The sequence below is a fragment of the Streptococcus mitis genome (genome assembly GCF_000722695.1).
In the GTDB taxonomy this organism is placed as follows: domain Bacteria; phylum Bacillota; class Bacilli; order Lactobacillales; family Streptococcaceae; genus Streptococcus; species Streptococcus mitis_O.
In genome coordinates this window covers 148,152-174,733 of sequence record NZ_JPFU01000015.1, presented here as the reverse complement: position 1 = coordinate 174,733, position 26,582 = coordinate 148,152, and the positions used below count along the sequence as shown (strand labels likewise).

Annotated in this window: 29 protein-coding genes and 4 pseudogenes; 22 read left to right on the top strand and 11 right to left on the bottom strand. The window is 36.6% G+C overall.

Features of this window, described 5'->3' with window-relative positions; translation table 11 throughout:
• Positions 1-120: 120 nt before the first annotated feature.
• Positions 121-972: a DUF4299 family protein gene (locus tag SK629_RS10380; RefSeq protein WP_042901809.1), complete on the top strand. Its 852-nt coding sequence runs from the start codon at positions 121-123 to the stop codon at positions 970-972.
• A gap of 79 nt (positions 973-1,051) precedes the next feature.
• Here SK629_RS10380 and SK629_RS10375 read toward each other — a convergent pair.
• Positions 1,052-1,321, bottom strand: a pseudogene (locus SK629_RS10375) (DUF6574 domain-containing protein); the annotation flags it as partial.
• A gap of 147 nt (positions 1,322-1,468) precedes the next feature.
• Between SK629_RS10375 and SK629_RS10370 the strand changes: the two are divergent.
• The 6 genes from SK629_RS10370 to SK629_RS10345 all read left to right on the top strand — a co-directional run bounded on the left by SK629_RS10370 (position 1,469) and on the right by SK629_RS10345 (position 5,201).
• The gene (locus tag SK629_RS10370; RefSeq protein ID WP_042901807.1) at positions 1,469-2,392 is read left to right on the top strand and encodes a helix-turn-helix domain-containing protein; all 924 of its coding nucleotides are present in this window, start codon (positions 1,469-1,471) and stop codon (positions 2,390-2,392) included.
• Positions 2,393-2,486: 94 nt separating this feature from the next.
• Positions 2,487-2,708: a hypothetical protein gene (locus SK629_RS10365; protein ID WP_042901806.1), complete on the top strand. Its 222-nt coding sequence runs from the start codon at positions 2,487-2,489 to the stop codon at positions 2,706-2,708.
• Between the two features lie 31 nt (positions 2,709-2,739).
• Positions 2,740-3,603, top strand: a complete 864-nt coding sequence (locus SK629_RS10360; protein ID WP_042901805.1) for an ATP-binding cassette domain-containing protein — start codon at positions 2,740-2,742, stop codon at positions 3,601-3,603.
• Positions 3,604-3,626: 23 nt separating this feature from the next.
• Entirely contained in the window at positions 3,627-4,319 is a 693-nt protein-coding gene (locus SK629_RS10355; RefSeq protein ID WP_042901804.1) for an ABC transporter permease, read from the top strand.
• An 8-nt stretch (positions 4,320-4,327) separates the two neighbouring features.
• Positions 4,328-4,909, top strand: a complete 582-nt coding sequence (locus SK629_RS10350) for a hypothetical protein (protein ID WP_042901803.1) — start codon at positions 4,328-4,330, stop codon at positions 4,907-4,909.
• Positions 4,902-5,201: a cysteine peptidase family C39 domain-containing protein gene (locus SK629_RS10345; protein ID WP_042901802.1), complete on the top strand. Its 300-nt coding sequence runs from the start codon at positions 4,902-4,904 to the stop codon at positions 5,199-5,201. Before SK629_RS10350 ends, SK629_RS10345 begins: the two co-directional genes overlap by 8 nt.
• Before the next feature lie 92 nt (positions 5,202-5,293).
• Here the strand turns inward: SK629_RS10345 and SK629_RS10340 are convergent, their stop codons facing one another.
• From SK629_RS10340 to SK629_RS10320, 5 genes are all read right to left on the bottom strand, one after another.
• The gene (locus SK629_RS10340; protein WP_042901801.1) at positions 5,294-6,358 is read right to left on the bottom strand and encodes a DUF6574 domain-containing protein; all 1,065 of its coding nucleotides are present in this window, start codon (positions 6,356-6,358) and stop codon (positions 5,294-5,296) included.
• A 57-nt stretch (positions 6,359-6,415) separates the two neighbouring features.
• Positions 6,416-7,327 carry a DUF4097 family beta strand repeat-containing protein gene (locus SK629_RS10335; protein ID WP_042901800.1) on the bottom strand — a complete coding sequence of 304 codons (912 nt, stop codon included), beginning with the start codon at positions 7,325-7,327 and terminating at the stop codon, positions 6,416-6,418.
• Positions 7,320-7,913, bottom strand: a complete 594-nt coding sequence (locus tag SK629_RS10330; RefSeq protein ID WP_042901799.1) for a DUF1700 domain-containing protein — start codon at positions 7,911-7,913, stop codon at positions 7,320-7,322. The genes SK629_RS10335 and SK629_RS10330 overlap by 8 nt, the downstream gene beginning before the upstream one ends.
• Complete coding sequence (locus tag SK629_RS10325; protein ID WP_042901798.1) at positions 7,900-8,226, bottom strand: PadR family transcriptional regulator; 327 nt, start codon at positions 8,224-8,226, stop codon at positions 7,900-7,902. Before SK629_RS10325 ends, SK629_RS10330 begins: the two co-directional genes overlap by 14 nt.
• Before the next feature lie 138 nt (positions 8,227-8,364).
• Entirely contained in the window at positions 8,365-9,531 is a 1,167-nt protein-coding gene (locus tag SK629_RS10320) for a CynX/NimT family MFS transporter (RefSeq protein ID WP_042901797.1), read from the bottom strand.
• Between the two features lie 154 nt (positions 9,532-9,685).
• Here SK629_RS10320 and SK629_RS10315 point away from each other — a divergent pair, with 154 nt between their 5' ends.
• Together SK629_RS10315 and SK629_RS10310 are read left to right on the top strand one after the other, a co-directional pair.
• Entirely contained in the window at positions 9,686-10,516 is an 831-nt protein-coding gene (locus SK629_RS10315) for a glycosyltransferase (protein WP_042901796.1), read from the top strand.
• Between the two features lie 86 nt (positions 10,517-10,602).
• Positions 10,603-12,453 carry a polysaccharide biosynthesis protein gene (locus SK629_RS10310; RefSeq protein ID WP_042901795.1) on the top strand — a complete coding sequence of 617 codons (1,851 nt, stop codon included), beginning with the start codon at positions 10,603-10,605 and terminating at the stop codon, positions 12,451-12,453.
• Positions 12,454-12,558: 105 nt separating this feature from the next.
• Here SK629_RS10310 and SK629_RS10305 read toward each other — a convergent pair whose 3' ends face one another.
• From SK629_RS10305 to sdaAB, 3 genes are read right to left on the bottom strand one after another with little or no spacing between them, the layout of a single operon-like run.
• On the bottom strand, positions 12,559-13,191 hold the full coding sequence (locus tag SK629_RS10305; protein ID WP_042901794.1) for an HAD-IA family hydrolase: 633 nt from the start codon (positions 13,189-13,191) through the stop codon (positions 12,559-12,561).
• Between the two features lie 21 nt (positions 13,192-13,212).
• Positions 13,213-14,085, bottom strand: coding sequence for an L-serine ammonia-lyase, iron-sulfur-dependent, subunit alpha (gene sdaAA, locus SK629_RS10300; protein WP_042901793.1), 873 nt, complete (start codon positions 14,083-14,085; stop codon positions 13,213-13,215).
• Between the two features lie 8 nt (positions 14,086-14,093).
• Positions 14,094-14,765 carry an L-serine ammonia-lyase, iron-sulfur-dependent subunit beta gene (gene sdaAB / locus SK629_RS10295; protein ID WP_000838912.1) on the bottom strand — a complete coding sequence of 224 codons (672 nt, stop codon included), beginning with the start codon at positions 14,763-14,765 and terminating at the stop codon, positions 14,094-14,096.
• A gap of 240 nt (positions 14,766-15,005) precedes the next feature.
• Here sdaAB and SK629_RS10290 point away from each other — a divergent pair, with 240 nt between their 5' ends.
• On the top strand, positions 15,006-15,653 hold the full coding sequence (locus SK629_RS10290) for a M23 family metallopeptidase (RefSeq protein WP_042901792.1): 648 nt from the start codon (positions 15,006-15,008) through the stop codon (positions 15,651-15,653).
• Between the two features lie 524 nt (positions 15,654-16,177).
• Here the strand turns inward: SK629_RS10290 and SK629_RS12755 are convergent.
• On the bottom strand, positions 16,178-16,330 hold the full coding sequence (locus SK629_RS12755; RefSeq protein WP_235219631.1) for a hypothetical protein: 153 nt from the start codon (positions 16,328-16,330) through the stop codon (positions 16,178-16,180).
• Between SK629_RS12755 and SK629_RS12960 the strand changes: the two are divergent.
• From SK629_RS12960 to SK629_RS12740, 11 genes and pseudogenes are all read left to right on the top strand, one after another.
• Positions 16,293-16,373, top strand: a pseudogene (locus SK629_RS12960) (hypothetical protein); the annotation flags it as partial. The gene SK629_RS12755 and the pseudogene SK629_RS12960 overlap by 38 nt on opposite strands.
• Positions 16,374-16,388: 15 nt before the next feature.
• The gene (locus SK629_RS12750) at positions 16,389-16,526 is read left to right on the top strand and encodes a hypothetical protein (protein WP_235219630.1); all 138 of its coding nucleotides are present in this window, start codon (positions 16,389-16,391) and stop codon (positions 16,524-16,526) included.
• A gap of 159 nt (positions 16,527-16,685) precedes the next feature.
• Entirely contained in the window at positions 16,686-16,862 is a 177-nt protein-coding gene (locus tag SK629_RS12745) for a hypothetical protein (protein WP_235219629.1), read from the top strand.
• A gap of 49 nt (positions 16,863-16,911) precedes the next feature.
• Positions 16,912-17,277, top strand: a complete 366-nt coding sequence (locus SK629_RS12270) for a hypothetical protein (RefSeq protein WP_152639386.1) — start codon at positions 16,912-16,914, stop codon at positions 17,275-17,277.
• Between the two features lie 907 nt (positions 17,278-18,184).
• Complete coding sequence (locus SK629_RS10270) at positions 18,185-18,919, top strand: ABC transporter ATP-binding protein (protein ID WP_042901789.1); 735 nt, start codon at positions 18,185-18,187, stop codon at positions 18,917-18,919.
• 10 nt (positions 18,920-18,929) lie between these two features.
• Positions 18,930-20,948, top strand: coding sequence for an FtsX-like permease family protein (locus SK629_RS10265; protein WP_042901788.1), 2,019 nt, complete (start codon positions 18,930-18,932; stop codon positions 20,946-20,948).
• A gap of 75 nt (positions 20,949-21,023) precedes the next feature.
• Complete coding sequence (locus tag SK629_RS10260) at positions 21,024-22,604, top strand: ATP-binding protein (RefSeq protein WP_235219628.1); 1,581 nt, start codon at positions 21,024-21,026, stop codon at positions 22,602-22,604.
• Positions 22,585-23,181 carry a response regulator transcription factor gene (locus SK629_RS10255; RefSeq protein WP_000698453.1) on the top strand — a complete coding sequence of 199 codons (597 nt, stop codon included), beginning with the start codon at positions 22,585-22,587 and terminating at the stop codon, positions 23,179-23,181. Before SK629_RS10260 ends, SK629_RS10255 begins: the two co-directional genes overlap by 20 nt.
• 149 nt (positions 23,182-23,330) lie before the next feature.
• Complete coding sequence (locus SK629_RS10250) at positions 23,331-23,912, top strand: hypothetical protein (protein WP_235219627.1); 582 nt, start codon at positions 23,331-23,333, stop codon at positions 23,910-23,912.
• Positions 23,913-24,296: 384 nt separating this feature from the next.
• Positions 24,297-24,884, top strand: coding sequence for a hypothetical protein (locus SK629_RS10240; RefSeq protein ID WP_042901786.1), 588 nt, complete (start codon positions 24,297-24,299; stop codon positions 24,882-24,884).
• 4 nt (positions 24,885-24,888) lie between these two features.
• Positions 24,889-25,086: pseudogene (locus tag SK629_RS12740) on the top strand (hypothetical protein); the annotation flags it as partial.
• Here SK629_RS12740 and SK629_RS10235 read toward each other — a convergent pair.
• Complete coding sequence (locus tag SK629_RS10235) at positions 24,997-25,875, bottom strand: helix-turn-helix domain-containing protein (RefSeq protein ID WP_042901785.1); 879 nt, start codon at positions 25,873-25,875, stop codon at positions 24,997-24,999. The pseudogene SK629_RS12740 and the gene SK629_RS10235 sit on opposite strands and share 90 nt — an antisense overlap.
• A gap of 382 nt (positions 25,876-26,257) precedes the next feature.
• Between SK629_RS10235 and SK629_RS10230 the strand changes: the two are divergent.
• A pseudogene (locus SK629_RS10230) lies at positions 26,258-26,541 on the top strand (lactococcin 972 family bacteriocin).
• Positions 26,542-26,582: the final 41 nt, after the last annotated feature.

Genomic DNA, 26,582 nt, shown 5'->3' with positions numbered 1-26,582 from the left:
CTACGGCAAGGCGAAGCTGACGTGGTTTGAAGAGATTTTCGAAGAGTATAAAGTTTGTTTTTGTATCTTTCAGAAAAATAGGGTATACTATATGTAAACGGTTTCAAAAGGAGTCCAGTTATGACGAAAACATTTTTTATTCCAAATAAACAGAGCATTTTAGGAGAACAGGAAATTTTGACTGCCAAGTCTATCTTGGCCTTGGTAGATGGTTTGGAGTCACATAGTTATGATGCCGTCTATCTCCGTCAGCCTCTTAACCGTCTCGAGTATATCGAGTGTGCGATAGTAGGGCAATCACAATTTCTCTTTAAGGTTAGTTATGATGATGGTCCAAAGGCTTACCGTGTCGATCTTCCTAACCTACTAACGAAGACGGACTGGCGGATTATCAAGTCATTTTTAGATGCTCTGCTTGCTTATACAGGAACGGAGATTGAAGGACTAGATGGTTTTGATTTTGAAGCTTATTTCCAAGCAGGTATTCAAGCTCATCTAGCAGACACTGCAGCCCGTTTTACGATTTGCCAAGGAATTTTTAATCCTGTTTTCTTTAGTCATGAGGATTTGAAAAGCTTTTTAGAGGAAGATGGCTTGGCACAGTTTGAAGCGCGTGTACGTGCAGTTCAAGAGACAGATGCTTACTTTGCAAGAGTTTCCTTCTATCAGGATGGAGAAGGCCAAGTGCACGGTGTTTACCATCTGGCTCAAGGGGTCAAGACCGTTTTACCGAGAGAACCATTTGTTCCTGCAGCCTATATGGAGCAATTGGTGGATAAGGAAGTCAAGTGGGAGATTGACTTGGTTCAAATCACAGGAGACGGCTCTAAACCAGAAGACTATGAAGCCATTGCTCGCTTGAACTATGCAAAATTCCTAGAGTCACTACCATCAGCATCTTACCACCAACTAGATGCCAATCAATTAGAAGTACAACCCATCTTAGACAAAGATTTTAAAGCATTAGCATAAGAAAAGTAAAGCAGAAGCAGGTCAATCGACTTGCTTTTTGGCATAGAAAAAATCCTGCCATGAAAGACAGGATTGAAGTTTAAAGAAAGGCCAATATACGAAGGTAATCACCAATCAGTGCGACTTCAGCTACAAAGAAGAGGAGGATAATGACTCCGTTCACAAGGACAGACAAGAATAATTGATAGAAGGAGTCGGTTTCACTTGCTTGACTTGGTCTTGTAATGATATGGAGACTAGCAAGCAGGATGATTCCAATGCTAATCACACACAAGAGGGCTGTAAATCGCAGGCTATCAAAGAAGGCAAAGAAACTAGCAATAGCAGTGAGGAAGATTGGAATTGCCAAGGTGTAGTAACAGTTAAACTAAAATTTATGTCATAACACAAAGATAGTTATATATATTTCAAATATTGCTTATCTCCATAGAAAATAGTAAAATATATACAGGAAATTTATTTTTTATATGGAAATAGTTATCAGGAGAGTAAACAAATGGATATAAAAATAGAAGTAGGTAAAAGAATCCGAATGTTGCGAGAGATGAAACATATCACTCGTGAAACTCTTTGTGATGATGAAACTGAGATAACGGTGCGCCAACTAGCACGAATTGAATCAGGCCAGTCTTCCCCGAGTTTATCCAAGGTAGAGTATATAGCTTACAAACTAGGCTGTCCAATTTCACATATAGTAGATATGGATCATATGATTTTACCCTCAGAGTACTTGATATTAAAGGATAAACTCATTAAGTTTCAAACTTATGGAGATGATGATAGAATCCAGGTTAAGGAAGAGTTGTTTGAAAGAGTTTACGAACACTATTATGACAGTCTACCTGAGGATGAGCAGATTGCAGTTAGTGCCTTACAAGCTAGTTTTGATGTCTTTGTAAGTGAAGATGCAGGTTTTGGCGATGCTTTGCTTGATGAATATTTTGAACAAGTAAAGATAAGGAAAAACTATTCGGTGAATGATTTGCTTCTTATAAAATTGTACTTTGTTTCGTGTTTAGCAAGACCGATTGGGTATCATCATGAACTATTTTGGATGCTTTCTAAAAAACTGATAAGAGAAACAAATTCATCAGATTTAGAGACAGCTTATATGTTAAAGAGAACAGTGCTTGATTCTTTAGCTGTTCAATGGATGGAAAAATCTTACTCCACTTTTGAGCCTTATGTTAAGGCGATGAATAGGCTGATGATTTTATCGCAGGATTTTCAAAACAAGCCAATTGTTGATATGCTAGATGCTATGTGTACCTTATTTCATAAACGGGATAAGGAAAAAGCCATCCGCTTATACGATAGAGCTATTATTTGTGCTCAAGCATTTGGGGACTCAGTATTAGAAGCGCGTATATTGGGAGAAAAAGAAAAAGATATAAAAACTTTTGAGGAAATGGAGAGCTAACATGACATTTTTGTCATGTTTTTTTATTTTTGAAAGCGTTAAACTAGAGATGTAATGAAAAGTCAAGAGAGTTATTTGGGTTAGGAGGGAAGAGATGGGGAATCTTAGTATCTTACTAGAGACTTTTACACAAACTCGCCACAGTTTGATAGTTCGAAATAACACGACTGATCAAAAGTTAGTAGAGATAGCATTAAATAACGAAATCTTTCGCCTAGCAATTTTAGATGCAGGCGAAGAGCGAGTTGTAATTCTGCCTGAGGAAATTACAGATGTTAAGAATTTTGGGATTTCAGAGGTGGAGGATAATTCATGAAAGCAAAGGGTATAATGAACGGAGAGAAACTATGAATCGTGTGATTTTAAGTCTTAAAAATATTGATAAAACATATGGGAAAGAACAGGTTCTACATAATATTTCCTTTGATATTGAGCAAGGGGAAATATGTGGTCTTATCGGAGAGAATGGTGCTGGAAAGACAACATTAATGAGAATTCTCCTAGGACTAATTCAATCTGATAAGGGAAAAATCAAGAGTGTTTCTCAGCATAAGATTGGCAGTATTATCGAATCACCTGCCCTTTATCCAAACTTGACTGGACGTCAACACTTGCAATATTATAAAACAAGATTTGGTTTAAAGACAGATATCATAAAAATGTTGGAATTGGTTCGCCTACCCCAAACATCATGGGATCGAAAAGTAAAAAACTATTCCCTTGGAATGAAGCAAAGACTATCGATAGCAATTGCTCTTTTGGATAATCCAGAGCTTATTATCTTAGATGAACCAGTGAATGGTTTAGATCCTCAAGGGATTTCAGATTTAAGAAAAATGATTTTGAATTTAAGGGATCAGTTGGGAGTTACCTTTTTGATTTCAAGCCATATCCTATCGGAGTTGGAGTTTATAACAGATAAGTATATCATTATGAAAAAGGGGAAAATTCTAAATGTGATGAGTTCAAAAGAGTTAGCAAATGATTTGTCAGAAAAGCTCTTCCTTAAGACGAGTAATAATCAGATTCTAAAAACGTTTTTAAAAGAAGAGGGCATTGTTCATTTTGAGCAGGAGGACTATCTGGTTGTGCCAGAAAAGGAAAAATTAATGGTTATCTTGGAATATAGTGTTGCTTCAAATCTAGTGATACAGGATATATATATTAAGAAGGAACGCTTTGAGGACTACTATTTGAGTAATATTATCTGATGATTTAAGAAAGGAGGAGAGTCATGAATTCTCTTAAAGCAGATATGTATAAATTTTACTGGGAAAAAAGAGGAGTGCTTCCTAGTTTGTTGATAGGATTATTGATTTTGTTATTCTCCTTATTTTTTAAGTCATCGAATGAAGATGAACCAGCATTTCGAGTATTGATTTCAAATGTGAGTGGTTTTATTCCTTTACTTTTTATCTCTACTAATTTATTTTTCTGGGGGGAAGATTATAGTTTCCGTACGATTAACATTCTCCTTACAAAAGAAAAACAACGATGGAAGTTATTTTTATATAAAACTTTGGGAGCTTTTTGTTTGTCTTTCCTATATGTAACTATTTTTTATAGTTTAACAGCTCTCGTCTATTTGGAAGGGGACATGGTGTTGATTGTTTCGACATTTTTACACCAGCTACCATACTATTTGGTTATTATCAGTATCTCGTTATTGATTTTTCAAATATTTGATAAGGTTTATGAATCATGTATGATTTATACACTCTATATTTTACTGTTTGATAACCTATTGATTTACGTCCTTCCAAACTCTGGTGAGAGTGTGAGAGACTATTTACTAATGACTTTAAATTTGAAAACTTCCCCTGAGGTAAGTCAATTTACTCTTACGAATGTAGGCTATCCTATATTGGTAAGTATAGCAGTGATTGTACTTACGTTTGTTGTATTCAGTAAAAAAGAATTTAAGTAGGAGTACTAATGATGAAAAAAATAGGAATTGTAATTGGGCTGTTGTTACTGTTTGTAGTAGCTGGAATTTTATTAACCTTAAAACGAGGAGAGACGACAATCAGTGTAAAACAATCGTGGGCTCTTTCTTCTAAAAGCATCAAAACGTTAGAGTTTTATGGTTCAAAGCAAGCAATTGATGTTAAAGTTGTCAAGAGTGAATCAGATGAAACAAGTGTTCAAATAGAAGGAAAAGTTTCCGAAGAATCAGTGAATAACATAACTAAAAACGTTAAAATGAGTTCAGATAGTCTATATATTCCATTTTCACAACATGGCTTTAATTTGGCTTTGAGTTCACAAGGGAAAGATAAGTTATATGTAACCATTTCCTTAGGGAAAAATGCGACTTTCGAAAAAATATTTATAGATACTCTTGTTGGTGATGTATCTATTACAGTTCCTGAAGACTTTGATGGAATCTATACTTTACATACAAATAATACAGGAGAAGTTTTAAGGGTTCCTACGACAAATCAAACTTCGAATAGCGTCATTGAAGTTGATGGTTATAGTAAGATAAGTGTTGAAAAAGGAGAAAATAATGGTTAGCCACTATAAACAAGCAACTTTGCTGGATTGTGGAATGGCTTGTGTAAAGACAATCATTTCTTACTATTTCCCAAAATTAGAACATTTAGATAGTCTACAATTTGATAACAATAACCACCAAGGACTGTCTTTGTTTGATATAGAAGATATACTAAAAAGCTATGGTATTGATGCGGACTCTTATCAAATTGAGACTCCTAGTTTGTTAAATATTTGGAATAACGAACTTCATAGCAACGTTATTATACTACTAAACTATAGAAGTACAACCCATCCTTGGACAAGATTTTGAAGGATTGGCACAAGAAAAGTAAAGCAGAAGCAGGTCAATCGACTTGCTTTTTGGCATAGAAAAAATCCTGCCATGGAAGACAGGATTGAAGTTTAAAGAAAGGCCAAGATACGAAGATAATCTCCAATCAGTGCCACTTCAGCTACAAAGAAGAGGAGGATAATGACTCCGTTCACAAGGACAGATAAGAATAACTGATAAAAGGAGTCGGTTTCACTTGATTGACTAGGTCTCGTAATGATATGGAGGCTGGCAAGCAGAATGATTCCAATGCTAATCACACATAAGAGGGCTGTAAATCGTAGGCTGTCAAAGAAGGCAAAGAAACTAGCAATAGCAGTGAGGAAGATTGGAATTGCCAAGAGTTGACTGTATTGTTGGACAACCTTTTCTAGCGTCCAGTCTTTTTCCTGGTGGATAAATCGTCTCACGACAAAACTACCCAAGAGGAATGAAAAGAAGAAGAGTGTTGTCGCTACTAGGATAGAGATGATTGAAAAGAGAGTTAAAGGAGCTAGCTGCTCAGGGAAGTGATTATGCATCGTTGCTATATGTCCATAGTAAGCATGTTTGATGTGGTAGATACTAAAGAAAAAGGAAGATGCAGAAAACAGAATGAGCAAGAGGAAGGCTGTATAACTGTGTGTGCTACTTGTTTCAAGCTTGCTTGTAGGAGATTTGATTGCTTCCACTAGCCAAGACCAAAAATCAAGCGCATGCTCTTTCCATTTATCCCTAGATTTTGGAGATTGGTAGGGGATATAAGGACTTTCTAAGGATTTGCTGATAAGAAGGGGCTCTTTCGTGGTTGTGTTTTGCTGAGGAAGTGCTTCTTGACTTTCTTCAGCTATAGTGACTTTTTCTGTTTCTTTAGAAAGGTCTTGCTCTTCTTCAGTAGAATTGGATGCTTTCTTTTCTTCTATTTCTGTTTTCGTTTCACCGTCTTCAGGAGTTTCAATTTTCTCTTCTTGCTGGCTTTCTAGTTCGACTTCAGCTTGAGAGACTTCCTCCTCTACTTGAATATTTTTTTCAATTGGCGTATCGAGATTAACTATAGTTTCTTCAGCCTTGTCTGCAAGATCTTGGGGCTGTTCATCAGGCTTGTTCTTGCTTGTTGCTTTTACAAAATCATTACTTTCAAACCATTCTTGTTTCATGGTAGAACCTCCTTTTTAGTTAGATATGCGTTATTGTGGTCGATATAAATAGGTTTGTTAAGGTCTGTTGGCTGTAGTCTCAAGACTAATATAATCATCAGCCTTAGCTATGAGTTGACCTTTTACATCGGTCTTTTCAGTTTTGTAAGGGTTGCTTAATTCGTTGGGTTTCTGTTGACTCTTATCTCTTAATAATTGATAAATAAAACCATGGTGACTCGAGAGGTCTAAGTTAATTTCTTGGCTTTCTTTTTGAGTTAGCATGATACTGAGCGCATTTTTAGAAGATAGTTCTACTTTACCATATACTTTAATATTTTCAGCGCGGAAGTGATGTTCTGTTGACTCTAGCTGACTATCTGTAAGGTCTGTATCGAAGATATTAACGATATTGGGCGTTGTGAGTTTACTGTTTTTGATACGACTTCCTTTAATTCGGAGGATATAGCTGTTTGTATTGAGGGTCGCATTTTCAAGACTGGCATTGGTGATACTAGTTTGACCGCGATTGGCTGAGATGTTGATCCCTTTTAAAGCTCTTCCTTTTGGCAATTGGAGAATAACTTCATCAAAACGACTAGAGTAGCTACTTGCGATATGGAGAATCCTGCCGATTCCAGAAGAGATAAGTGGAGTTTCAGACAGTTTCTTATCAGTGAGGCTTAGAGTTTTGTCGTTTTGATTTGTGACAAGATCATGGTTAGCAGAAATAGATGGATGATAAGAAATGTGGATTTGATCATCGAAAGAGTCTGTGATGGTCAGCGCGTGTTGGTGGAGCGTGATCTCTAGGTTTTCGACTTCCTTGCCAAAGGTGAACTCTTCCATCCGACTATCATAGACAGGCTCCTTGGACATGGCAAGCAAACTCTTAATCCCGTCAGATTGGATGCCTACAAAGAGCAGGATAAAGCCGATAATGGTAGTCACCACACCAAAAATGAGAAATCCTTTTGTAAACTTACGCATGCTGGTCACCTCTCTTTCCTTTTTTGAGAACAAATTGCACCAGGCGAACAATGAGTAGGCCGAAGAAGCGGGCTACATAGGAAATACCTAGTAAGACTAGTGAAGAAGCACCGATAGCCAGTAAACCAGAACCAAAAATCAAGATAAAGGCTGATTTAGCTTGGGTTAAGACAGTGAAACTTTCAACTAAAAATAGGAATCCACCGATGATACCAAGTATGGAAACTACAAAGAAAGCCAAGATGACGCTCGAAGCGGCCACAAGGATTGCGAAAAGAGCCAAGAGAATGGCGATTCCTAAAGGAATACCGATGGGTGCTGCAAGTAGGGCTAACAAGGCGATATGCAAAATTTGTCGGTTATTCTTTTGAGCAGGTGCTTCATTGATTTTTTTATCAAGAAGATTTGAGAGAACTTCGTGGGCCGCTTCTTTGGGAGTTCCTAAACTAGCGATGAGTTCCTCTTCTCCCTCGACTCCAGCATCGTCAAAGAGTTCTCTGAAATAGTCCATGGCTTCGATTTGGTCAGCCTGAGGCAGTTTTTTGAGATAGAGTTCTAGCTGAGTCAGGTATTCAGTTCTTGTCATGGCGGATACTCCCTTCTATGATGCCATTGATGGTGTCTGTATAGAGTGTCCATTCATCTTTTAGGGTCAAGAGTTGCTCTATACCACCATTTGTCAAGGAGTAGTATTTGCGCATGCGACCTTGGAACTCTCTAGAGTAGGTTATCAGAAAGCTATTGCCTTCCAATTTTTTTAAGATAGGATAGAGTGTAGATTCTTTGATATTAGCGATCAGCTTAATGGTCTGGCTAATCTCATAACCATAAGAATCCCCTTTTTCCAGTACGGCCAAGATGAGAAATTCAATCAAGGCAGAGGATGTTGGAAAGTACATGAGAAACCTCCTTTTCTAATGTGTAAGATTTTTATATATAATTTTTCTACACATACATTGTACATCTAAAAGAAAGCCCTGTCAAGAAAAATGTGTAAAATTTTTATATATAAAAAACTCCTAGTTTTTACTAGGAGTTTAGAGGATTTTATCAGCTCTGTCTACTGTAAAGAGAGCCACAGTCATCAGGATATCGACGAGCAAGAGGGCCGCTACAGCTGGTACCCAAGAGTGGAAAAGGTCAAAACTGTAACCAAAGAGAGTCGGTCCAAAGGCTGCTAGGATATAGCCTCCTGTTTGAGATAAACCAGACAACTGGGCAGTCTTTTCAGGGGCGCTTGTCTTGAGTGAAAAGTTGACCATGAGATAAGGGAAGAGGGCGCTGGTTGCAGTTCCGATGAGAAGATGGATGGCAAGCCAGTAAAAGAAATTACTAACAGGGAAAAAGAGCATGGAAATGCCGACAACACCAGCTAGTGAAACCAGAGTGAGCATGAGCTGACGGTTGCGAGTAGATAAACTAGTTGTCAGGCTTGGGATGGTCATTGAAAAAGGAATGCTAATCAGAGAGAAGATAGAGGTCAGCAAGCCAGCTTCGTGACTGGATAGGCCTGCATGGATAGCCATGGTCGGTAACCAAGTCATAGCAGTGTAAAAGAGCAAGGATTGAAAACCTGCAAAGACAATCACTGCCCAGACCTGTTTATTACGCATGACCTTTGTTTTGCTTTTTTGTTTGGTTTGTGGAGCCAGTCTGTGATTATAGCGGTGATTTGGGAGCCAGACCAAAAAAGTTGCTAGGCAGAGCAGGGTGAGGAGGATGATAAGTCCTTTCCAAGAACTGGCTTGTGTAATAGGCACAGCCAGATAGGAGGCCAGAGCCGTCGCAATCCCCATAGACGTTACATATAAGGTGGTCAGAAAACCAATCTTCTTTGGTTGATTAGCTTGGATAAGACTAGGAAGCAGAACATTGATGACTGCGATACTTGCCCCAACCATCAAGGTTCCTAGATAGAGCAGGGGTAGATTGATTAGTCGAATCAGAGAACCGATAGTCAAGAAGAAGAGGCTGTAGGTAAAAAGATGCTCCAAGCCAATTTTCTGAGCCAGTCGGGTAGAAAATAGTGAGAAGAGGGTAAACATGAGGAGAGGAAGGCTGGTCAGGACACCAAGTGAACTAACTTCGACTCCCAGTCCTTGCGAAATATCTCCCAAAATAATGGGTAAAACAGTAAAAGGAGTCCGCAAGGAAACACCAATTAGTATAATACCTGGAACAAAAAAGAGTGATTGCTTTTTCATATAATACCTCTTCTAGCTGATTTTAATAACAGCTTATTTTAAGGTTTTTTCCTTATAATGTCAAGTAAGGTTTTGGGCTTTCAAGATAAAAATGGGAAAGTCTTGAAAATTATGATAAAATAGTGGAAGGAAATCTATATATTGGAGAAAAACTGTGCTTGAAAAGCAAAAAATCAGCGTCTTGATGTCGGTCTATGTAAAGGAAAATCCGACATTTTTGATAGATGCCATTAATAGTATTCAAAATCAAACCTTGAAACCGAGTGAGTTGGTTCTGGTTGAGGATGGGCCTTTGACTCCTGAGCTCTATCAGGTATTAGACCAGCTTGAAGCTGAGTCTGATATTCCAGTGAAACGCTATCCTCTTGAGCAGAATCAAGGTTTGGGTCTGGCTCTTCGACAGGGTGTTTTGCAGTGTCAGTATGATATTATTGCCCGTATGGATACGGATGATATTGCTGTTCCAGATCGTTTTGAGAAACAGGTTCAGTTAATGGAGAAGGACAACCTCGACCTATTAGGTGGCCATATTGCAGAATTTATTGATAATCCTGATGAGATTGTTTCTTACCGTCGTGTTCCGACTCAACATGCAGATATTGTGGCTTATCAAAGGATGAGAAGTGCCTTTAACCATATGACTGTCATGTTCAAGAAGGACATGGTTCTCAAGGCAGGCAACTATGAGGATGGCCTTTATATGGAGGATGACCTCCTTTGGCTCAATATGATTGCTACAGGAGCCAAGACTGGAAATCTGGATCAAATCTTGTGTCAGGTTCGTGTCGGAGCAGGGATGTTTGAGCGTCGTGGGGGACTGCGTTACCTCAAACTCTATCGTCAAGCTCGTCAGCGCATGCTGAAGAGAGGGCAAATTTCTTACAGAGAGTACGCCAAGAGTGTTGCGATTCAGATGGTTGTTGCCCTTTGTCCAGGATTTGTCAGACAGTTTATTTTTATGAAGCTGTTACGAAAAAGCAATTAAAAGATTGTAGCAAATCGTAAACTGGATAAAAAAGTGTTATAATAACAATATAACCATTCAGCTCTTTTAAGGAGGAGTAAATTTCTATGAATAAAAAACTCACGGATTATGTCATTGATCTGGTGGAAATTTTAAATAAACAACAAAAACAAGTCTTTTGGGGCATATTTGATATTTTCAGTATGGTGGTTTCCATCATTGTATCTTATATCTTATTTTACGGATTGATTAATCCAGCACCTGTTGACTACATTATCTATACGAGTTTGGCCTTCTTGTTTTATCAATTGATGATTGGATTTTGGGGGTTGAACGCTAGTATCAGCCGTTACAGTAAGATTACGGATTTTATGAAAATCTTTTTTGGTGTGACTGCGAGCAGTGTCTTGTCATATAGCATCTGCTATGCCTTCTTACCTCTATTTTCAATCCGTTTTATCATTCTCTTTATCTTGTTGAGTACCTTCTTGATTTTATTGCCACGGATTACTTGGCAGTTAATCTACTCTAAACGTAAAAAAGGCAGTGGTGATGGAGAACACCGTCGTACCTTCTTGATTGGTGCTGGCGATGGTGGAGCTCTCTTTATGAACAGCTACCAACACCCAACCAGTGATTTAGAACTTGTTGGTATTTTGGATAATGATGAAAAGAAAAAGGGTCAAAAACTTGGTGGTATCCCTGTTTTGGGCTCTTATGACAATCTGCCTGAATTAGCTAAACGCCATCAAATCGAGCGTGTGATCGTTGCGATTCCGTCGCTTGATCCGTCAGAGTATGAGCGTATCTTGCAGATGTGTAATAAGCTGGGTGTCAAATGTTACAAGATGCCTAAGGTTGAAACTGTTGTTCAAGGACTTCACCAAGCAGGTGGAGGCTTCCAAAAGATTGATATCACAGACCTTTTGGGCCGTCAGGAAATTCGTCTTGACGAATCGCGTCTGGGTACAGAACTTACTGGAAAAACGATCTTGGTTACAGGAGCTGGTGGTTCAATCGGTTCTGAAATCTGTCGCCAAGTTAGCCGCTTCAATCCTGAACGCATCGTCTTGCTCGGTCACGGGGAAAACTCAATTTACCTTGTGTATCATGAATTGATTCGCAAGTTCCAAGGGATTGATTATGTACCTGTTATTGCAGATATTCAAGACTACGACCGTCTCTTGCAAGTCTTTGAGCAGTACAAGCCTGCTATTGTTTATCATGCGGCTGCCCACAAGCACGTTCCTATGATGGAGCGCAATCCAAAAGAAGCCTTCAAAAACAATATCCGTGGAACCTACAATGTTGCTAGGGCTGTTGATGAAGCCAAGGTGCCTAAGATGGTTATGATTTCGACGGATAAGGCGGTCAATCCACCTAATGTTATGGGAGCAACCAAGCGCGTGGCTGAGTTGATTGTTACTGGCTTTAACCAACGTAGTCAATCCACCTACTGTGCTGTTCGTTTTGGGAATGTTCTTGGTAGTCGTGGTAGTGTAATTCCAGTCTTTGAACGTCAGATTGCTGAAGGTGGTCCTGTAACAGTGACAGACTTCCGCATGACCCGTTACTTTATGACCATTCCAGAAGCTAGCCGTTTGGTTATCCATGCAGGTGCTTATGCCAAGGATGGCGAAGTCTTTATCCTTGATATGGGCAAACCCGTCAAGATTTATGACTTGGCCAAGAAAATGGTCCTTTTAAGTGGCCACACTGAAAGTGAAATTCCAATCGTTGAAGTGGGAATCCGCCCAGGTGAAAAACTCTACGAAGAACTCTTGGTATCAACCGAACTCGTTGACAATCAGGTTATGGATAAGATTTTCGTTGGTAAGGTCAATGTCATGCCTCTAGAAGCCATCGATCAAAAAATTGAAGAGTTCCGAACTCTCAGTGGAGATGAATTGAAGCAAGCCATTATCGCCTTTGCCAATCAAACAACCCACGTTGAATAAAAAAGAAAACGCATATTATTAGGACTTAAACCTTGGTAGTATGCGTTTTGTTATGTAGAGACTTGCTTCGTTTTATTCTGAAATAGAGTTATTGCCCAGTCTATGTTATTGAAAATACTCCAAAACTTCTAAGGGTTTGTGGGCCATATAATCAGGTTGATAGTTGAGCAAATCTGCTTGCTCTCCAAATCCCCAAGTGATGGCTAATTTCTGAATGCCTGTTTCTTGAGCTCCCAGCATATCAAACTTGGTATCTCCGATGATGATGGCTTGTTGAGGGGCTAGTTGATGTGCCTGCAAGGCTTGGCGAATGACATCAGCCTTATGGGGTGCTTCAGGGCTGGAACCATAAATGCCATTAAAGAAATGATAGATTCCCAAATTTTTAGTCATATCCTGAGCGGTTGGTGTATTCTTTGTAGTGGTGATATAGAGAGGGTAATTCTTGGATAGTTCTTCAAGTAATTCTACAATCTGAGGGAAAAGTTGAGCTTCATGGATGCCTTTTTCCTTGTAGTAAGAACGGTATATCTGCACAGCTTCAGAGATTTGTTCTTTGGGCAGGCAGGCCGCAAAACTACTTTCAAGGGGCGGTCCCATAAAATCACGAATCGTTTTGGCATCAGGGCTAGGTACCCCCAGCTCTTTAAAGGTATGGGTAAAGGCATTGTGAATCCCGATAGAACTGTCAACGAGGGTTCCATCCAGATCGAAAAAGATAGCTGAGATAGAGGTCATGGTTTCTCCTATTTGATAAGCTTATTCTCCGAAAATTTCTTTTTGGAGGCGACGACCAGTAGGTGTGGCAGCGAGTCCACCTTCAGCTGTTTCACGAAAGGCAGTTGGCATGCTTGCTCCTACTTGGTACATGGCATCGATAACTTCATCCACAGGGATTTTAGATTCGATACCTGCCAGGGCCATGTCTGCTGCGATAAAGGCAAAGCTAGCTCCCATGGCATTGCGCTTTACACAGGGAACTTCGACCAAGCCAGCAACAGGGTCACAGATGAGACCTAGCATATTTTTAATGACAAAGGCAATGGCCTGGCTGGCCTGATAAGGTGTTCCGCCCGCAGCAAGAGTCAAGGCAGCGGCACTCATAGCAGAGGCCGAGCCGACCTCGGCTTGACAGCCACCCTCAGCACCTGAGATAGAGGCATTGTTTGCGATGACTAGTCCAAAGGCACCAGCAGCAAAGAGGAAATCCATCTGTTGCTCGTGGCTGAGGTCTAATTTTTCAATAGCAGAAGTTAGAACAGAAGGCAGACAGCCAGCACTTCCAGCAGTCGGAGTGGCACATACCAAGCCCATTTTGGCATTGTGTTCATTGACTGCGATGGCATTTCGGGCAGCAGAGAGAATCGTGTAATCCGACAGAGTTTTTCCGTTTTTGATGTAGTGGTCCAATTTGGCAGCATCTCCACCTGTCAGGCCACTACGAGATTTATTTTCATTGAGGCCAAGTTGGACAGAGGCTTTCATGACTTCCAGATTGCGTTCCATGAGAAGGAGAACCTCTTCACGTTCACGACCTGTCAATTCAAACTCCGTTGTAATCATGAGTTCTGCGACATTTCCTTGAAAGTCCAGTTCTGCCTGCTCAACCAATTCTTTGATAGAATAAAACATGCTTCCTCCTATTTAAAGAAATTGACATTGTGGAGATGAGGGATTTTTCGAATTTCTTCGATGGCCTCATCACAGTTGCGACTGTCGACTTCGATAATCATAATGGCTTTTTCACCAGCTTTTTCACGAGTAACATTCATCTGGGCGATATTGATACCATAGCGTGAAAGTGCCTCTGTTACGAGGGCAATCATGCCTGGAATATCTTGATGAACAATGATGATAGTCGGTGTATTCATATTGAGAGAAACGGCAAAGCCATTGAGTTCGGTGACCTGAATATTTCCTCCACCGATAGAAATACCAGTCACACTGATGGTCTTGTGAGCATTTTTGACGGTAATTTTAGTGGTGTTTGGATGAGGAGCATTACTGTCTTTCTGAATGGTCCAGACAATCTTGATACCACGTTTGTGGGCAATCTCCAGACTGTTTGGAATTTCAGGATCATCTGTATCCATACCCAAAATACCAGCAACAAGGGCTAGGTCTGTTCCGTGACCACGATAAGTCTTAGCAAATGAGTTAAAAAGTTGGAATTCGACTTCTGTCGGAGTATCATCAAAAATGGAAGAGACAATCTTCCCAATACGAACAGCACCAGCGGTATGACTACTAGATGGGCCAATCATAACTGGTCCGATGATATCAAAGACAGATTGAAAACGAAGTGATTTCATCAGTTTCCCCTTATAAAAATTCTTATCTCTATTATATCAAAGAATGAAGGTCTTGGCTTTAATTGTGGATGAAAACCTTTTTACACTACAAATAGCATAAAAATAGTATCTTTTATGACAAAAAATAGCTTGTTTAAGGAAATAAAAAATAATTTTGTAATATTTCTACATAAAAGTGTCAAGAAACAGTAATATTTAAAGGGTATGATAGAACTATAGAAAGAAGGAGAATTTTCGAATATGAAATCAACAACTAAAAAGATTAAAACAACTCTTGCAGGAGTAGCTGCCTTGTTTGCAGTATTTGCTCCATCATTTGTATCTGCTCAAGAATCATCAACTTACACAGTTAAAGAAGGTGATACACTTTCAGAAATCGCTGAAACTCACAACACAACTGTTGAGAAATTGGCAAAAAACAACCACATTGACAACATTCATTTGATTTATGTTGGTCAAGAGTTGGTTATCGCTGGTCCTGTAGCACCAGCTGCAACACCAGCGCCAACTACTTATGCAGCACCAGCTGCTCAAGATGAAACTGTTTCAGCTCCAGCAGCAGAAACTACAGAAGTAGTGGAAGAAACTTCTGTAGCAAGCACACCTGCAGTAGAAGAAACTGTTGCTGCAGCAGAAATTTCAGCACCAGTTGCAACTGTAAGCGGATCTGAAGCAGAGGCTAAAGAATGGATTGCTCAAAAAGAATCAGGCGGTAGCTACACAGCTACAAATGGACGTTACATCGGACGTTACCAATTGACAGATTCATACTTGAATGGTGATTACTCAGCTGAAAACCAAGAACGTGTAGCAGATGCCTACGTTGCAGGACGTTACGGTTCATGGACAGCTGCGAAAAACTTCTGGCTTAACAATGGCTGGTATTAAGAACTAACTAGCAGAATAAGATGTAAAGAGGTTGGGCAAAAAGCCTTTAAAATTAGAAAAACGCATCATATCAAGTGTTCACACAAAAATCTTGATATGATGCGTTTTTTTGTGGGAAGATTTACTTTATATTCTCCTGAAATTGAGTTTTTGATAGTCTCTGGTAATTTTTATAACTTGGTGCAAACTACCTATACTCTTCGAAAATCTCTTCAAACCACGTCAGTTTTATCTGTAACCTCAACGCTGTACTTTGAGCAACCTGCGGCTAGTTTCCTAGTTTGCTCTTTGATTTTCATTGAGTACTAGTAAATATTCAGATGATGAGCTTGAATTACATGTGTTAAATGTTGGTTGGGCTGTATGTTGAGCAGCAGTATACTAGTGAGAGCAAGGACAGAACTTAGCTTCTATTTGATTCAAGGAGATAGTTTTTATAAACCCTTTACTTATCAAAAATATAAAAAGGATTAATCAGTAATTTATTCAATTAATTTTCAAGGAGTAATTTGTTATTTTTTATATTACTCTTTTTTATTTCTTTGATTTTCAAATTCTGTAAAATTGCCCATAGAAATTTCTATTTGATTATTTTCAATGAAAGCAATTCTTTGTACAATCAAATCGAAAAAGTAGTGGATGATGGCATTTACATCAAGGTCAAGTTTGGTATTCATCAGGGAAACTAGCTCCTACTATATCTATCACAAAGATGATGCTGAGAAAAATCGCTATATGAAAGGTAGAACGTTGATTCGCCAATTCAGCTCTGAAAATCAAACTATTCCATTCCGCAGAAAAACAACTGTGGAGATGATCAAGGAAAAGATTGAGGAAATGTATACTTTACTTGAGCTGGATACGGAGAAGTAATCTTATATTACAATTAAGGATAATCTAGTTTATAAATTGGTAGCGTCTGAATTGAGAATTAATGTTTTGCAAGAAAGAATATCAATATTAAATCAAGTAGCAAAATATTTGTTGTCTTCAATTGAAAACAAGCAAAAAATGAAGTTGAATCTTTAAAAAATGAATATAACTGAGGAAATTGGCATTGATGTTGCTGAGAAGGAGTTGAATGAGTTAAGTATACAGATAGCATTAGAGAGCGATAGATATGAGAATATCGTATTTAAAGTGAATAAGTTTATCAATCGTTTGAGTAAGAAAATTTTAAAAGAAGAAGGGATAGGTTTTCAAAAATAACCTATCTAGTCATTGTTTATATATAATCTGTATCTTTTGGTTTATTAATTTGTATTTAAAATTTCATCATGTTACAATTGAAATTATCAAACAGTTTTATTCTTATGCTCAGGAAAATGGATTTCAAAAACTAAAAGAAAGTAAAGTTGTTAGACCTAGAGGGGCAGATCCTATTTTTAATATGTCTGCTATTTCAGAGCATATTAGTTTATTTAAAATACCATCTGAAACTGGTTGCGTGGAAAAATATGTAACAAAAAATCTATCATGTTTTTCAAATAAATTAGATGGCGTCGGTAAATCAAGTAGCAGAACATTTACTGGTTTCATACTCTTCGAAAATCAAATTCAAACCACGTCAACGTTGCCTTGCCGTACTCAAGTACAGCCTGCGGCTAGTTTCCTAGTTTCCTAGTTTGCTTTTTGATTTTCATTGAGTATCAGTTGAAAACAAGCAAGAAATGAAGTTAAATCTTTCAAAATTGAATATAACCGATAAAATTTGCATTGATGTTGTTGAGAGAGAGTTGAATGAGTTAAGAATCCATATAGAATTAGAGGGCGATAGTTACGAAGAGGTAATATTTAGATTTGATAAGTTTATTAATTGCTTAAATAAAGAAAAATTTGTGTATCTAAATAGCAGAGATATTTAAAAAGTGCACAAATTACTCATTTTAAATGTTCTAAAATTTGTTAAAATTATGGAAAAAGGAGGAATACATTATGTGTGATATATCTAAAACTAGCTGAAATTTTTTAGTGATAATATTAGTGTTGAAGAGCAGTTGAATAGGTTCGTACTTTTTAATTCAGGAGATAGTCTCTTAGATTGGAAAATGTAGTCGATGCTTTACATGTTCTCATGGATGTACTAGAAATCATGTTCACTGTTAGAAACTAAACATAGATTTCCTTTGTTTATTATTAAAAACATAGAACAAAAAATATTAACAGATGTAAAGATATTATCAAGCCAGCTAAAAGAAGAGTTATTAAAAGAGGTTGATTGAACCTTGATAAAGGAGGATCGGATGGAAGGAATTATTGGAACGCTTGAATTTTATGCTCCTGTACTTGTACTAGGAGTAGTCATCATTGGTATTGTATACTTTATGAAAAAACGAAATGATAAAAAATAGTGTATAGATTGGTTTTATCACTATTATTTCTAACCAATGCTCTTGAGGAGTATTGGTTTTTATTGTGCCCTAGAAAAAGACAAGAAGCCTCAATTACGACTCAATTCTGCACGAAATACTCATGAAATAGATTTTTCTACAAGCTATAATGATTATATAAAAGAAATGGAGGAAACGATAATGCCACAACTAGTAGTAACAGGATTAAATAAGACATTTGGAGAAGGCGAAAGTTTAGTCCATGCCTTATCTGATATTTACCTTTCAGTAAATAAGGGTGAATTTTTAGCCATTATGGGGGCTAGTGGTAGTGGAAAGACAACTTTATTGAATTGTATATCTACTATTGATAAACCTGATTCGGGCAGTATTGTTTTTGAAGATTTTGATATGATTCAAGCAAAAGAAAGCCAATTAGCCGATTATCGCGCTAAGAATATCTCTTATATTTTTCAATCTTATAATCTGGTAGAGACCTTAACAGTTTATGAAAACGTAATTTTACCACTTCAAATTCAAGGAAAATCCATTAGAAAATATCAAAATAAAATTAATGATGTTTTGGGTAAATTAGCTATTCAAAATTTAAAAAATAAATTTCCAAATCAATTATCAGGTGGGCAACGTCAACGTGTCGCAACAGCTAGAGCGTTAATAGATGATTCCAAACTCTTGATTGCAGATGAACCGACAGGAGCTCTTGACTCTGCTAACTCAGAAAATCTCATGTCTCTCTTACAAGAAATTAATCGAATGTTTGAAATAACTATTCTACTAGTTACTCACGATCCTGCTGCTGCTAAATATTCGTCTCGAATGGTTCTTCTCAGTGATGGACAGATTATCGATGATATTGAGCGGAATGGACTATCAAACGACTTATACCTAGAAGAAATATACAGACGAACAAGATAGGAGGGGAGCTATGTACCCAAAGTTAATTTTACGCAATGTATTTAGAAACTTACAAACCTATACGATTTATTTTTTAAGTCTTGCTTTGATTTATAGTCTTTTGTACGCCTTTAATGCTCTTCCAAGTCATCCTGTCATGCAGAGCTTATCGGGTGCGAAAGAAATGTTGACGACAATCATGAGCCAGTACATGGGACTTATTTCATATTTGATACTCGGTACTGTCGCCTTTCTTATTGTTTACTCTACAAATTTTGTTTTAGGAAGACGACAAAAAGAGCTCGGGTTATATTCAACACTTGGAATGAAAAAATATCAAATTATCGGAACGCTATTCTTTGAAACGATGTTAGTAAATATCTTTGCTCTAGTTCTAGGATTTACTTTTGGGCTAATCTTACTTATTTTACTTGCTCACATTGCTTCTGAGTTTTTTATGGCAAATTATTTTGGAAATCTATTCTTTTTAGATCCTAAGTCACTCTCTCTGTTGGGCTATTCCTATGTGGTAACTAGTTTAATAGTTGGTTTAATGGACATTTTGAAATTTAGAAAGAAAACAATCATTAGCTTAATTCAAGAAAACGGCATTGAAAAATCACGAATTATTAAAGAAAATTCTATTTTACAATTGTTAATTTTCATTATTTCAAGTATTGTTATCATCTCTGGTAGTATTTATTTTTCTGATTATCATCACTTATCCATTTTGAAAAACTGGGGAGTTTTATTAGTATCTATTTTAGTGATCTTTGTCATTTTATTTTACAACACCTTAAGTAATTTCTTACTTGGAGTTGTTAAGAAAGTATCTTCATTCTATTATAATAAATTAAACTCATTTAAAATCCGCCAATTTTCCAAACAAGCGGACAGCAATTCTGTAACGCTAGCAGTACTATCTATGACCTTGACTTTGGCTCTTAGTTTACTAGTGTTTGGTGGCAGTTCATACACAACCATGAACCATGAGTTGAATCGTTATGCCCCTTATGATTTACAAGCCAATTTATATAGAGGTAATGAGTTTCATTATGGAAACGAGAGTGTAAAAGATAGATTACAAGCAGACGGCTTTGATTTTGATGTCGTAAAAGAAGACTATGTTTATTCAACTTTTACGAGTGTTCTGACTTATAAAGATATCATAGATACTAGTCAGTTATGGGAGCACGATAAAGGGTTACCTGATTCAAAAGTCCATATTTTAGGAATTTCAACTTATAATCATCTAAGAAAACTACAAGGTGTAAAAGATATTGACTTAGCTGATAATGGCTATCTAGTAAATGCCAATTACAAAGGAACCATTAAACAAATCCAAGAATTTTTACTACAAAAGAAAGATTTATCAATTGGCGGTTATTCTTTAAAATTGGCATCATCCCAACCATTAGATACTGTTTATTTTCTTTCTTCAGTAGGATTAAATGATTCGGGGACTCTTATTGTACCAGATAAAGTTATTAAAGAATTAAACGAAGACTTTACAACTTATGTGGTTAAATATAAAGAAAATATTGATAAAAGAAAAATTGAAGCATTTATGAAAGAGTGGGTTGATAAGCATTACTTTACGGTGGATGGTACAGAATTAAATGACTTCACTTATCAAAGTAAGGTGAGATTATCTGAGCTTTATATAGGATTTATGGGAGTCATTGTACTAGTATTGATATTTATTAGTGTTGTGTTTATTATTATTTCACTTAGCATTTTATCTCTACAAATCTCAACTAGTGCACTAGACAGCATTAATGATTATCGTATCTTATATCTATTGGGAAATAAGAAAAAACAAAATAAGAAAATACTTATTCATCAAATTATAAGTTACTTCTTTGTTCCCTTGCTACTTGCTGTTCCATTAGCGGTTTCTCTAAGCAAGTCCTTATTAGGTTACTTTGAAAACTTTGCCAATACAACTATCACTATTGATGTGACTTATCTAGGAGTGGCAGCTCTTCTCTTTCTGATTTACTTAGTCATAACCTATAAAGTGAGTTGGCATATTCTTGATCAAAATTAGGATAAAACTAGGATACTGTTAAATAGTACCCTAGTTTTATGCTATACTATACTTATAAAATAGAGGGAGATGATTATGATGAAAAAAATTGTAAAAATCATTTCTAATCATTCATTATGGTTGTGGCAATTAACTTTGCTGAATCACTTGATTTTGATGTTCTACATATACTATAGAGTTCCTATTTATTATGAAAGTGGTCTTACGCAAAAGTTCTCCGTAATACTTGTGATTTTATTGATTGTGTCCAGCTATGTTTGTAACTTTACTACCTTTCGACATAGTGAATTAAAATTATGGACTATCTTTTTGCTAGCTTTGATCAGTTGGCAAGCCATCTTTCAACAAGGAACAAGTAACACTTTGTTGCATTTTTTTGACATACTGAATCCAATTAATTCATTTTTATTGGTTTATAGTTCTCTTTCGATAATTTTACTAGGTGAGAAGATTGGGGAAGAATTGATGAATGTTTCACTAGCTTTAACCATCATTACCACTTTTTCTTACTTTATCCATTTTCCATTGTTTCTATTCTTATCGCTTTTCACAACCTTTTTCCTTACATTTGTTCCTTTGATTTTATTACTCTTGTATCGAAAAGAGTTGAGAAATGTACTAGCTTTCCAAAGGCGAAATGTTATAATCCTTTCGGTTGTCTTACCTATTTCATATATTGTATCGTATGTTAATACGACAGGAGCGGGTGTTTTAAATTTAGTTTGGTATGTTGAAGTATTGTCTATCCTAACTTTTTTACATTTCAAGACAATATTTACGTCCTTTAAAAAGAAGATTGCTGAATTGAAATTATCCTATTTAAAGGCTTTTATACGCTTATTTTTTGTAGTAGGAGGATTGTTACTGCTTTCGTTTATTGTCTTTCAATTAGATTTGAATGTGAGTGTATTAATCCTAAATCTAGTCTTGCTTATCATGGGAATCGTTGCCGAAGAATGCATTCGCTTGTTTCATGTATCGAATATGAAAGATGCGAAAGATTATCTGGAGATTCTATTTTTGAAGCGGAATAGAATGGTTAACAATCTTCTTTCTAATGAGGTTGTGGAGCAGCAATTTTCAGAATTTCTCCACAATGAAATTTTACAAAGTGTGATGGCTATTAAGAATTTCAATACTTACAGTAATAATGAGATGTTTGGTAATCAAATAAATCTTGTTACCGAAGAACTGGTGCAACGAATCAGAGAGCGAATGGATTATTATCAGCCCATGAGTGAGATAGATGAGCCTCTGGCAAAAAAATATCAGGCACTCATTGATAGAATAGAGAAAAGATATAAGAAAGAAAGTTCAGTGGTGGTACACTTTCCACCTAAATTTTCTTTAATGACTCCCTATGATAAACTTGTCTACCGTTTTGTTGAGGAGTTAATTACCAATGCGGTCAAATATTCACAAGGAGGAGAGATTTCTTTGGAAATCGAGGTGAAACAGGATACTATTTTTCTAGTTTCTAAAAATAAATCTGTCTCTACTAAAGAACCTTCTCTGGGATACGGACTGAAAAATATGGCAAATAAATTAAATGTTTTAGGTGGTAAGATGGATACTTTAGATGAGAATGGTATTTTTCGTGTTATTATTGTATTACCGATTGATAAGGAGCTATGTTATGAAAATTTTGTTGGTTGATGATCATAAATTGTTTAGCCAGAGCATCAAACTGATTTTGGAATTATCAGAGGTCATTGAAAGGGTGGATTTGATGGATGATTTTTCTTCTGTCTTGGACTTTTCTTATGATGATTATGATATTGTGCTCATCGACATAAATTTGACGAGTTTGTATCAGGAGGATGGGTTGTCTTTAGCTCAAACGATTATTGAAAATGGTTGCTCCGCTAAAATTGTTATCTTGACAGGATACAGCAAAAGAATGTATGAGTATCGTGCCAAGATAATGGGGGCCTGGGGCTTTTTGGATAAGAGTATTGGTCCAGAGGAATTACTTCAAAACTTGCTAAGGATTTATCAGGGAGGAAAGATTTTTTCAGATGAAGTAGTGGTAGATGTCTTGACTTCCCGTGAAATAGAGATGTTAGAATTAGTCCGAAATGGTCTGACCATAGATGATATTTGTGAAAAAGTCTATGTGAGTAAGAGAACTGTTTCAAATCATCTTGCAAATATCTTTTCAAAATTAGGAGTATCCAGTAGACAGGAAGCTATTCATGTCGCGGAACAGTTAGGTTACTTTTCTCCCGAATAATTGATAAGTTATTGTCCTATTGTTTAGAAATCTTTAATCAAATTTGAGTGAGGATGGTTGCGAAAGTGATTATTACTTACCCCTTTTTAAAAAATCCTTTACATAGAAATAAAAGTTTATATAGGCTGGAAAATCAAGATTATGCCTCTTTGAAATATGCTTTTGAGGGAGAAAGAAAGCAACAGACTTCCTTATCTTTTGATGAAAAGATTTATCTGGACTGGATAGATGCCATTCTAACCTATCAATGTGAACATCAATTAAAACTAGCTATTTCAAAAATAGAGGACATCCTCAGTAGGATTAGTATTGATAAAGTAGACTACTTGTATATTTTGAATACTCTGTTGATTTTCTTAGGCTATGATGAGGATAAGGAGAAATTTGAGCAACTATATGATCAGGTTTCTGTAGCCCTTTCAAAAATCGATATCAGTGTGCGTGAACAAATTGAGTTGTATATCAAAATAAAATACAATTATTGTTACCACCTTTGGAAACAGGAGGAGATGGACAAGTCCAGAGCCCTATTATTGGAGATAATTGAATTTTGTAACAAATATCATAGTAGCTTTAGGCTAGCAGATTTATATTGTTTGTTGGGAAATGTAACAGAGGATCTTGATCTCTCTGTTGCTAAGGACTATTATATAAAAGCTAAGGTGCTTTATCTAATTGAAAATAATGAAGTCATGGCACTCAAGGTAGAACAATATCTGATGGATAAGTAGTTAGAGAGTGTATAAGGATAGCAGAAGCTATCTTTTTTATGTGTAAAAATATAACTATAATTTTTCTTTTTAAAAATATCTACTATGTTGCTTTGATTACTTGACAGGTTATATATGTTGATCTATAATATAGGTGAAACGAATTATGTAAACGCTACCAAAAACGGTATTCTTAACTTTGTATTTGTTCGAGAATTATGATGTAGCTAGAAAAGGGGTGGAAAAATGTTTAAAAATAAGGAGCTTTTTCGAGTAGTCATGATATTTGTGATAGGAACCATCCTCATTTTGATGACACCCGTCTTATTTAAAGTTGTTATGGCACTATTTTAAAAATAAATAGGCCTCTGCTTTATGTAGAGTAGTGAATCAGGAGGTTAAGTGATGAACTACAATTTAAAATATCTTTTATCAGGAATATTTATCATAGTCTTTATAGGTTTCCTAGTCGGGATGCGTTATTTTAATCAGAGGAAGGAAGAAGAGCATTCAGATGTGTCTTTTGAAGCGAGGTTAGATAGTGAGGTCAAGGCCTTATATAAACAACTAGGATTGGGTGAGGAGCCTCATTATTTCTTAGCTTATCGCTACTTACATCCTTGGTTTAACTTGGCAATTTTACCACCAACAGTTGAAATTTTCTTAACTAAAATTGCGCTGGTGATGGTAACTCCAGATGAACTACTGATAAGAAATCTTGGAAATGGGATGACTTTCACAAGTGAGCATCATCGCGATTTGCGGCAAGGACTTATCCGCATTCTAAAATCAGAGATGAAAGAATTTGAGATTCGTAACTGGAAAAAAGTTTTTGTATTTGGTGATTTTTTGACGATCAAAACAAGCCAACAGAGCTATTATTTACAGGTTAGAGATGATGGACTTCAAAAAGGAAGTCTTTCTACCAAACAATTCTCAGACTTGAAAAGACAAGATTTTCTCGGATTATTGACAAATAAACGGACATTTTGATCGACAATTGCCCAAAAAGCTAATCTCTGAACGTTCAAAAATTCAAAAACCACACAGTGCTTCTTTCAGCTTGATTGTGTTCAAGGCTGAAAGAAGCACTGTGTGGTTTTATTTAGAAGCTAAGCTTTTTTCTTTCCTTCGCTTGATAATAGGTCTCCACTTCTTTTTTGAGATGAGACAGCATAGAAGTTTCCTCGGTTAACTCTAGAAGTAAGAAACCTTTTTGGATAAGTTTAGAATCGTCTGTACAAATCCCAATACGGACATAGCAGATAGCAAGCATATCGTAGCTTTTCTTGTTTTTGGCATCCTCCAGTAAAGTGTAGCAGATTTGCTTACACATGTTTTTATCTTGATTGTATAGATAGAGTGTGGAAAGGTTTAATAGAATTGTCATTCGCAAGTCATATAAATGTTGATAGTTTTTATAGACTTCTAAGCGTTGCAAGATTTTTCCAGTGATGAGATGGAGGTGTTCAATGGGCAAGCTGAAAAGGATGGTATTGAGGATTTTTAGGTCACTTTCATACCATGTATCTTGTTTTTCAATTTTTTCCCACAGTTTTTGGATAGTCTGTTTCACTTGGTCTGATAGTTGCTCTGTACCATGTTGACGGATATGAATGACAACTTCCAGCATATCCCTGATCTCTTCTATAGGGAGGTCATGATGGGTCTTGAGATAGTTTTGGCATGTTTCAAAAAAATCAACTAGACCACTGCTGCCAATGATAGAACTCATATTAAGATAAGTTTGCATGATTTCTGTTCGTTGGCTCGGTTGATAGAGATGGCAGATGTAGTCAAACTCTTCAAAACTCATATTGATTTGACGGAGAAGAAATTCCATATTTTCATATTTGGGAGTTGCCTTGCCGCTTTCAATCTTTGATAGGCTGGTTCTTGAGATGACATTTCCACAGACCTCTTCTTGGGTCAATCCTTTTGATTCGCGTATTTCTTTATATACTTTCCCGAAATCATAACGCATGATTTACTCCTTTTCGTGAAAAAAGTTAACAAATAATAAAATCTAGTTAAAAATATTGTATCATAGTAACAGGAATAGTAAAAAAGAAAACTAAAATAATGTGTGAAAAAAGTTAACTAATTTTAAAATAGAGTAAAGAAGAGGTATACTATAGATACAAAATACAGATAGGAGGGAAAGAGTATGAATAAAAAAGTTTTTCGCTTTTTAGTTGTTCTTGCTTTTTTATTCAGCATTGCTACGGTTTTCCCATGGAAATGGCCGATATAATGCGCTAGTTGTAAAAATGAAAGGAAGGTGAGTCCAATGGACTACGATACTTGTTGATAAATTACTATAGCTGTTTTTACGGAACAGCTCTCGATAATAGGAGAAATAAATCATGAGAAAATTAGTTAGAATGGTGTTGCATCTTTAATGGTATGTGGTATACTTGCTACTACAAATGCTTTAGCAGAATGGGTTGATGGTGGTCAATGGAACTATGGAGTAGGTTGGACAGGAACTTTTGGATATTCTGATTATTTACATTCTACTCGATCTCATACAGCAACTGTCAAGCATGGAGGTAGAATCTCTAAGGATCGTGAAGATCCCGAGGTTTGGGCTCAAGCTTCCCTTAATAAAATTCCGCCAACAGGATTAGAATATTTCTATGGATTTTAAGTGAAATTTTCCCTCTCCTATTAGGAGAGGGAAAACTTTAG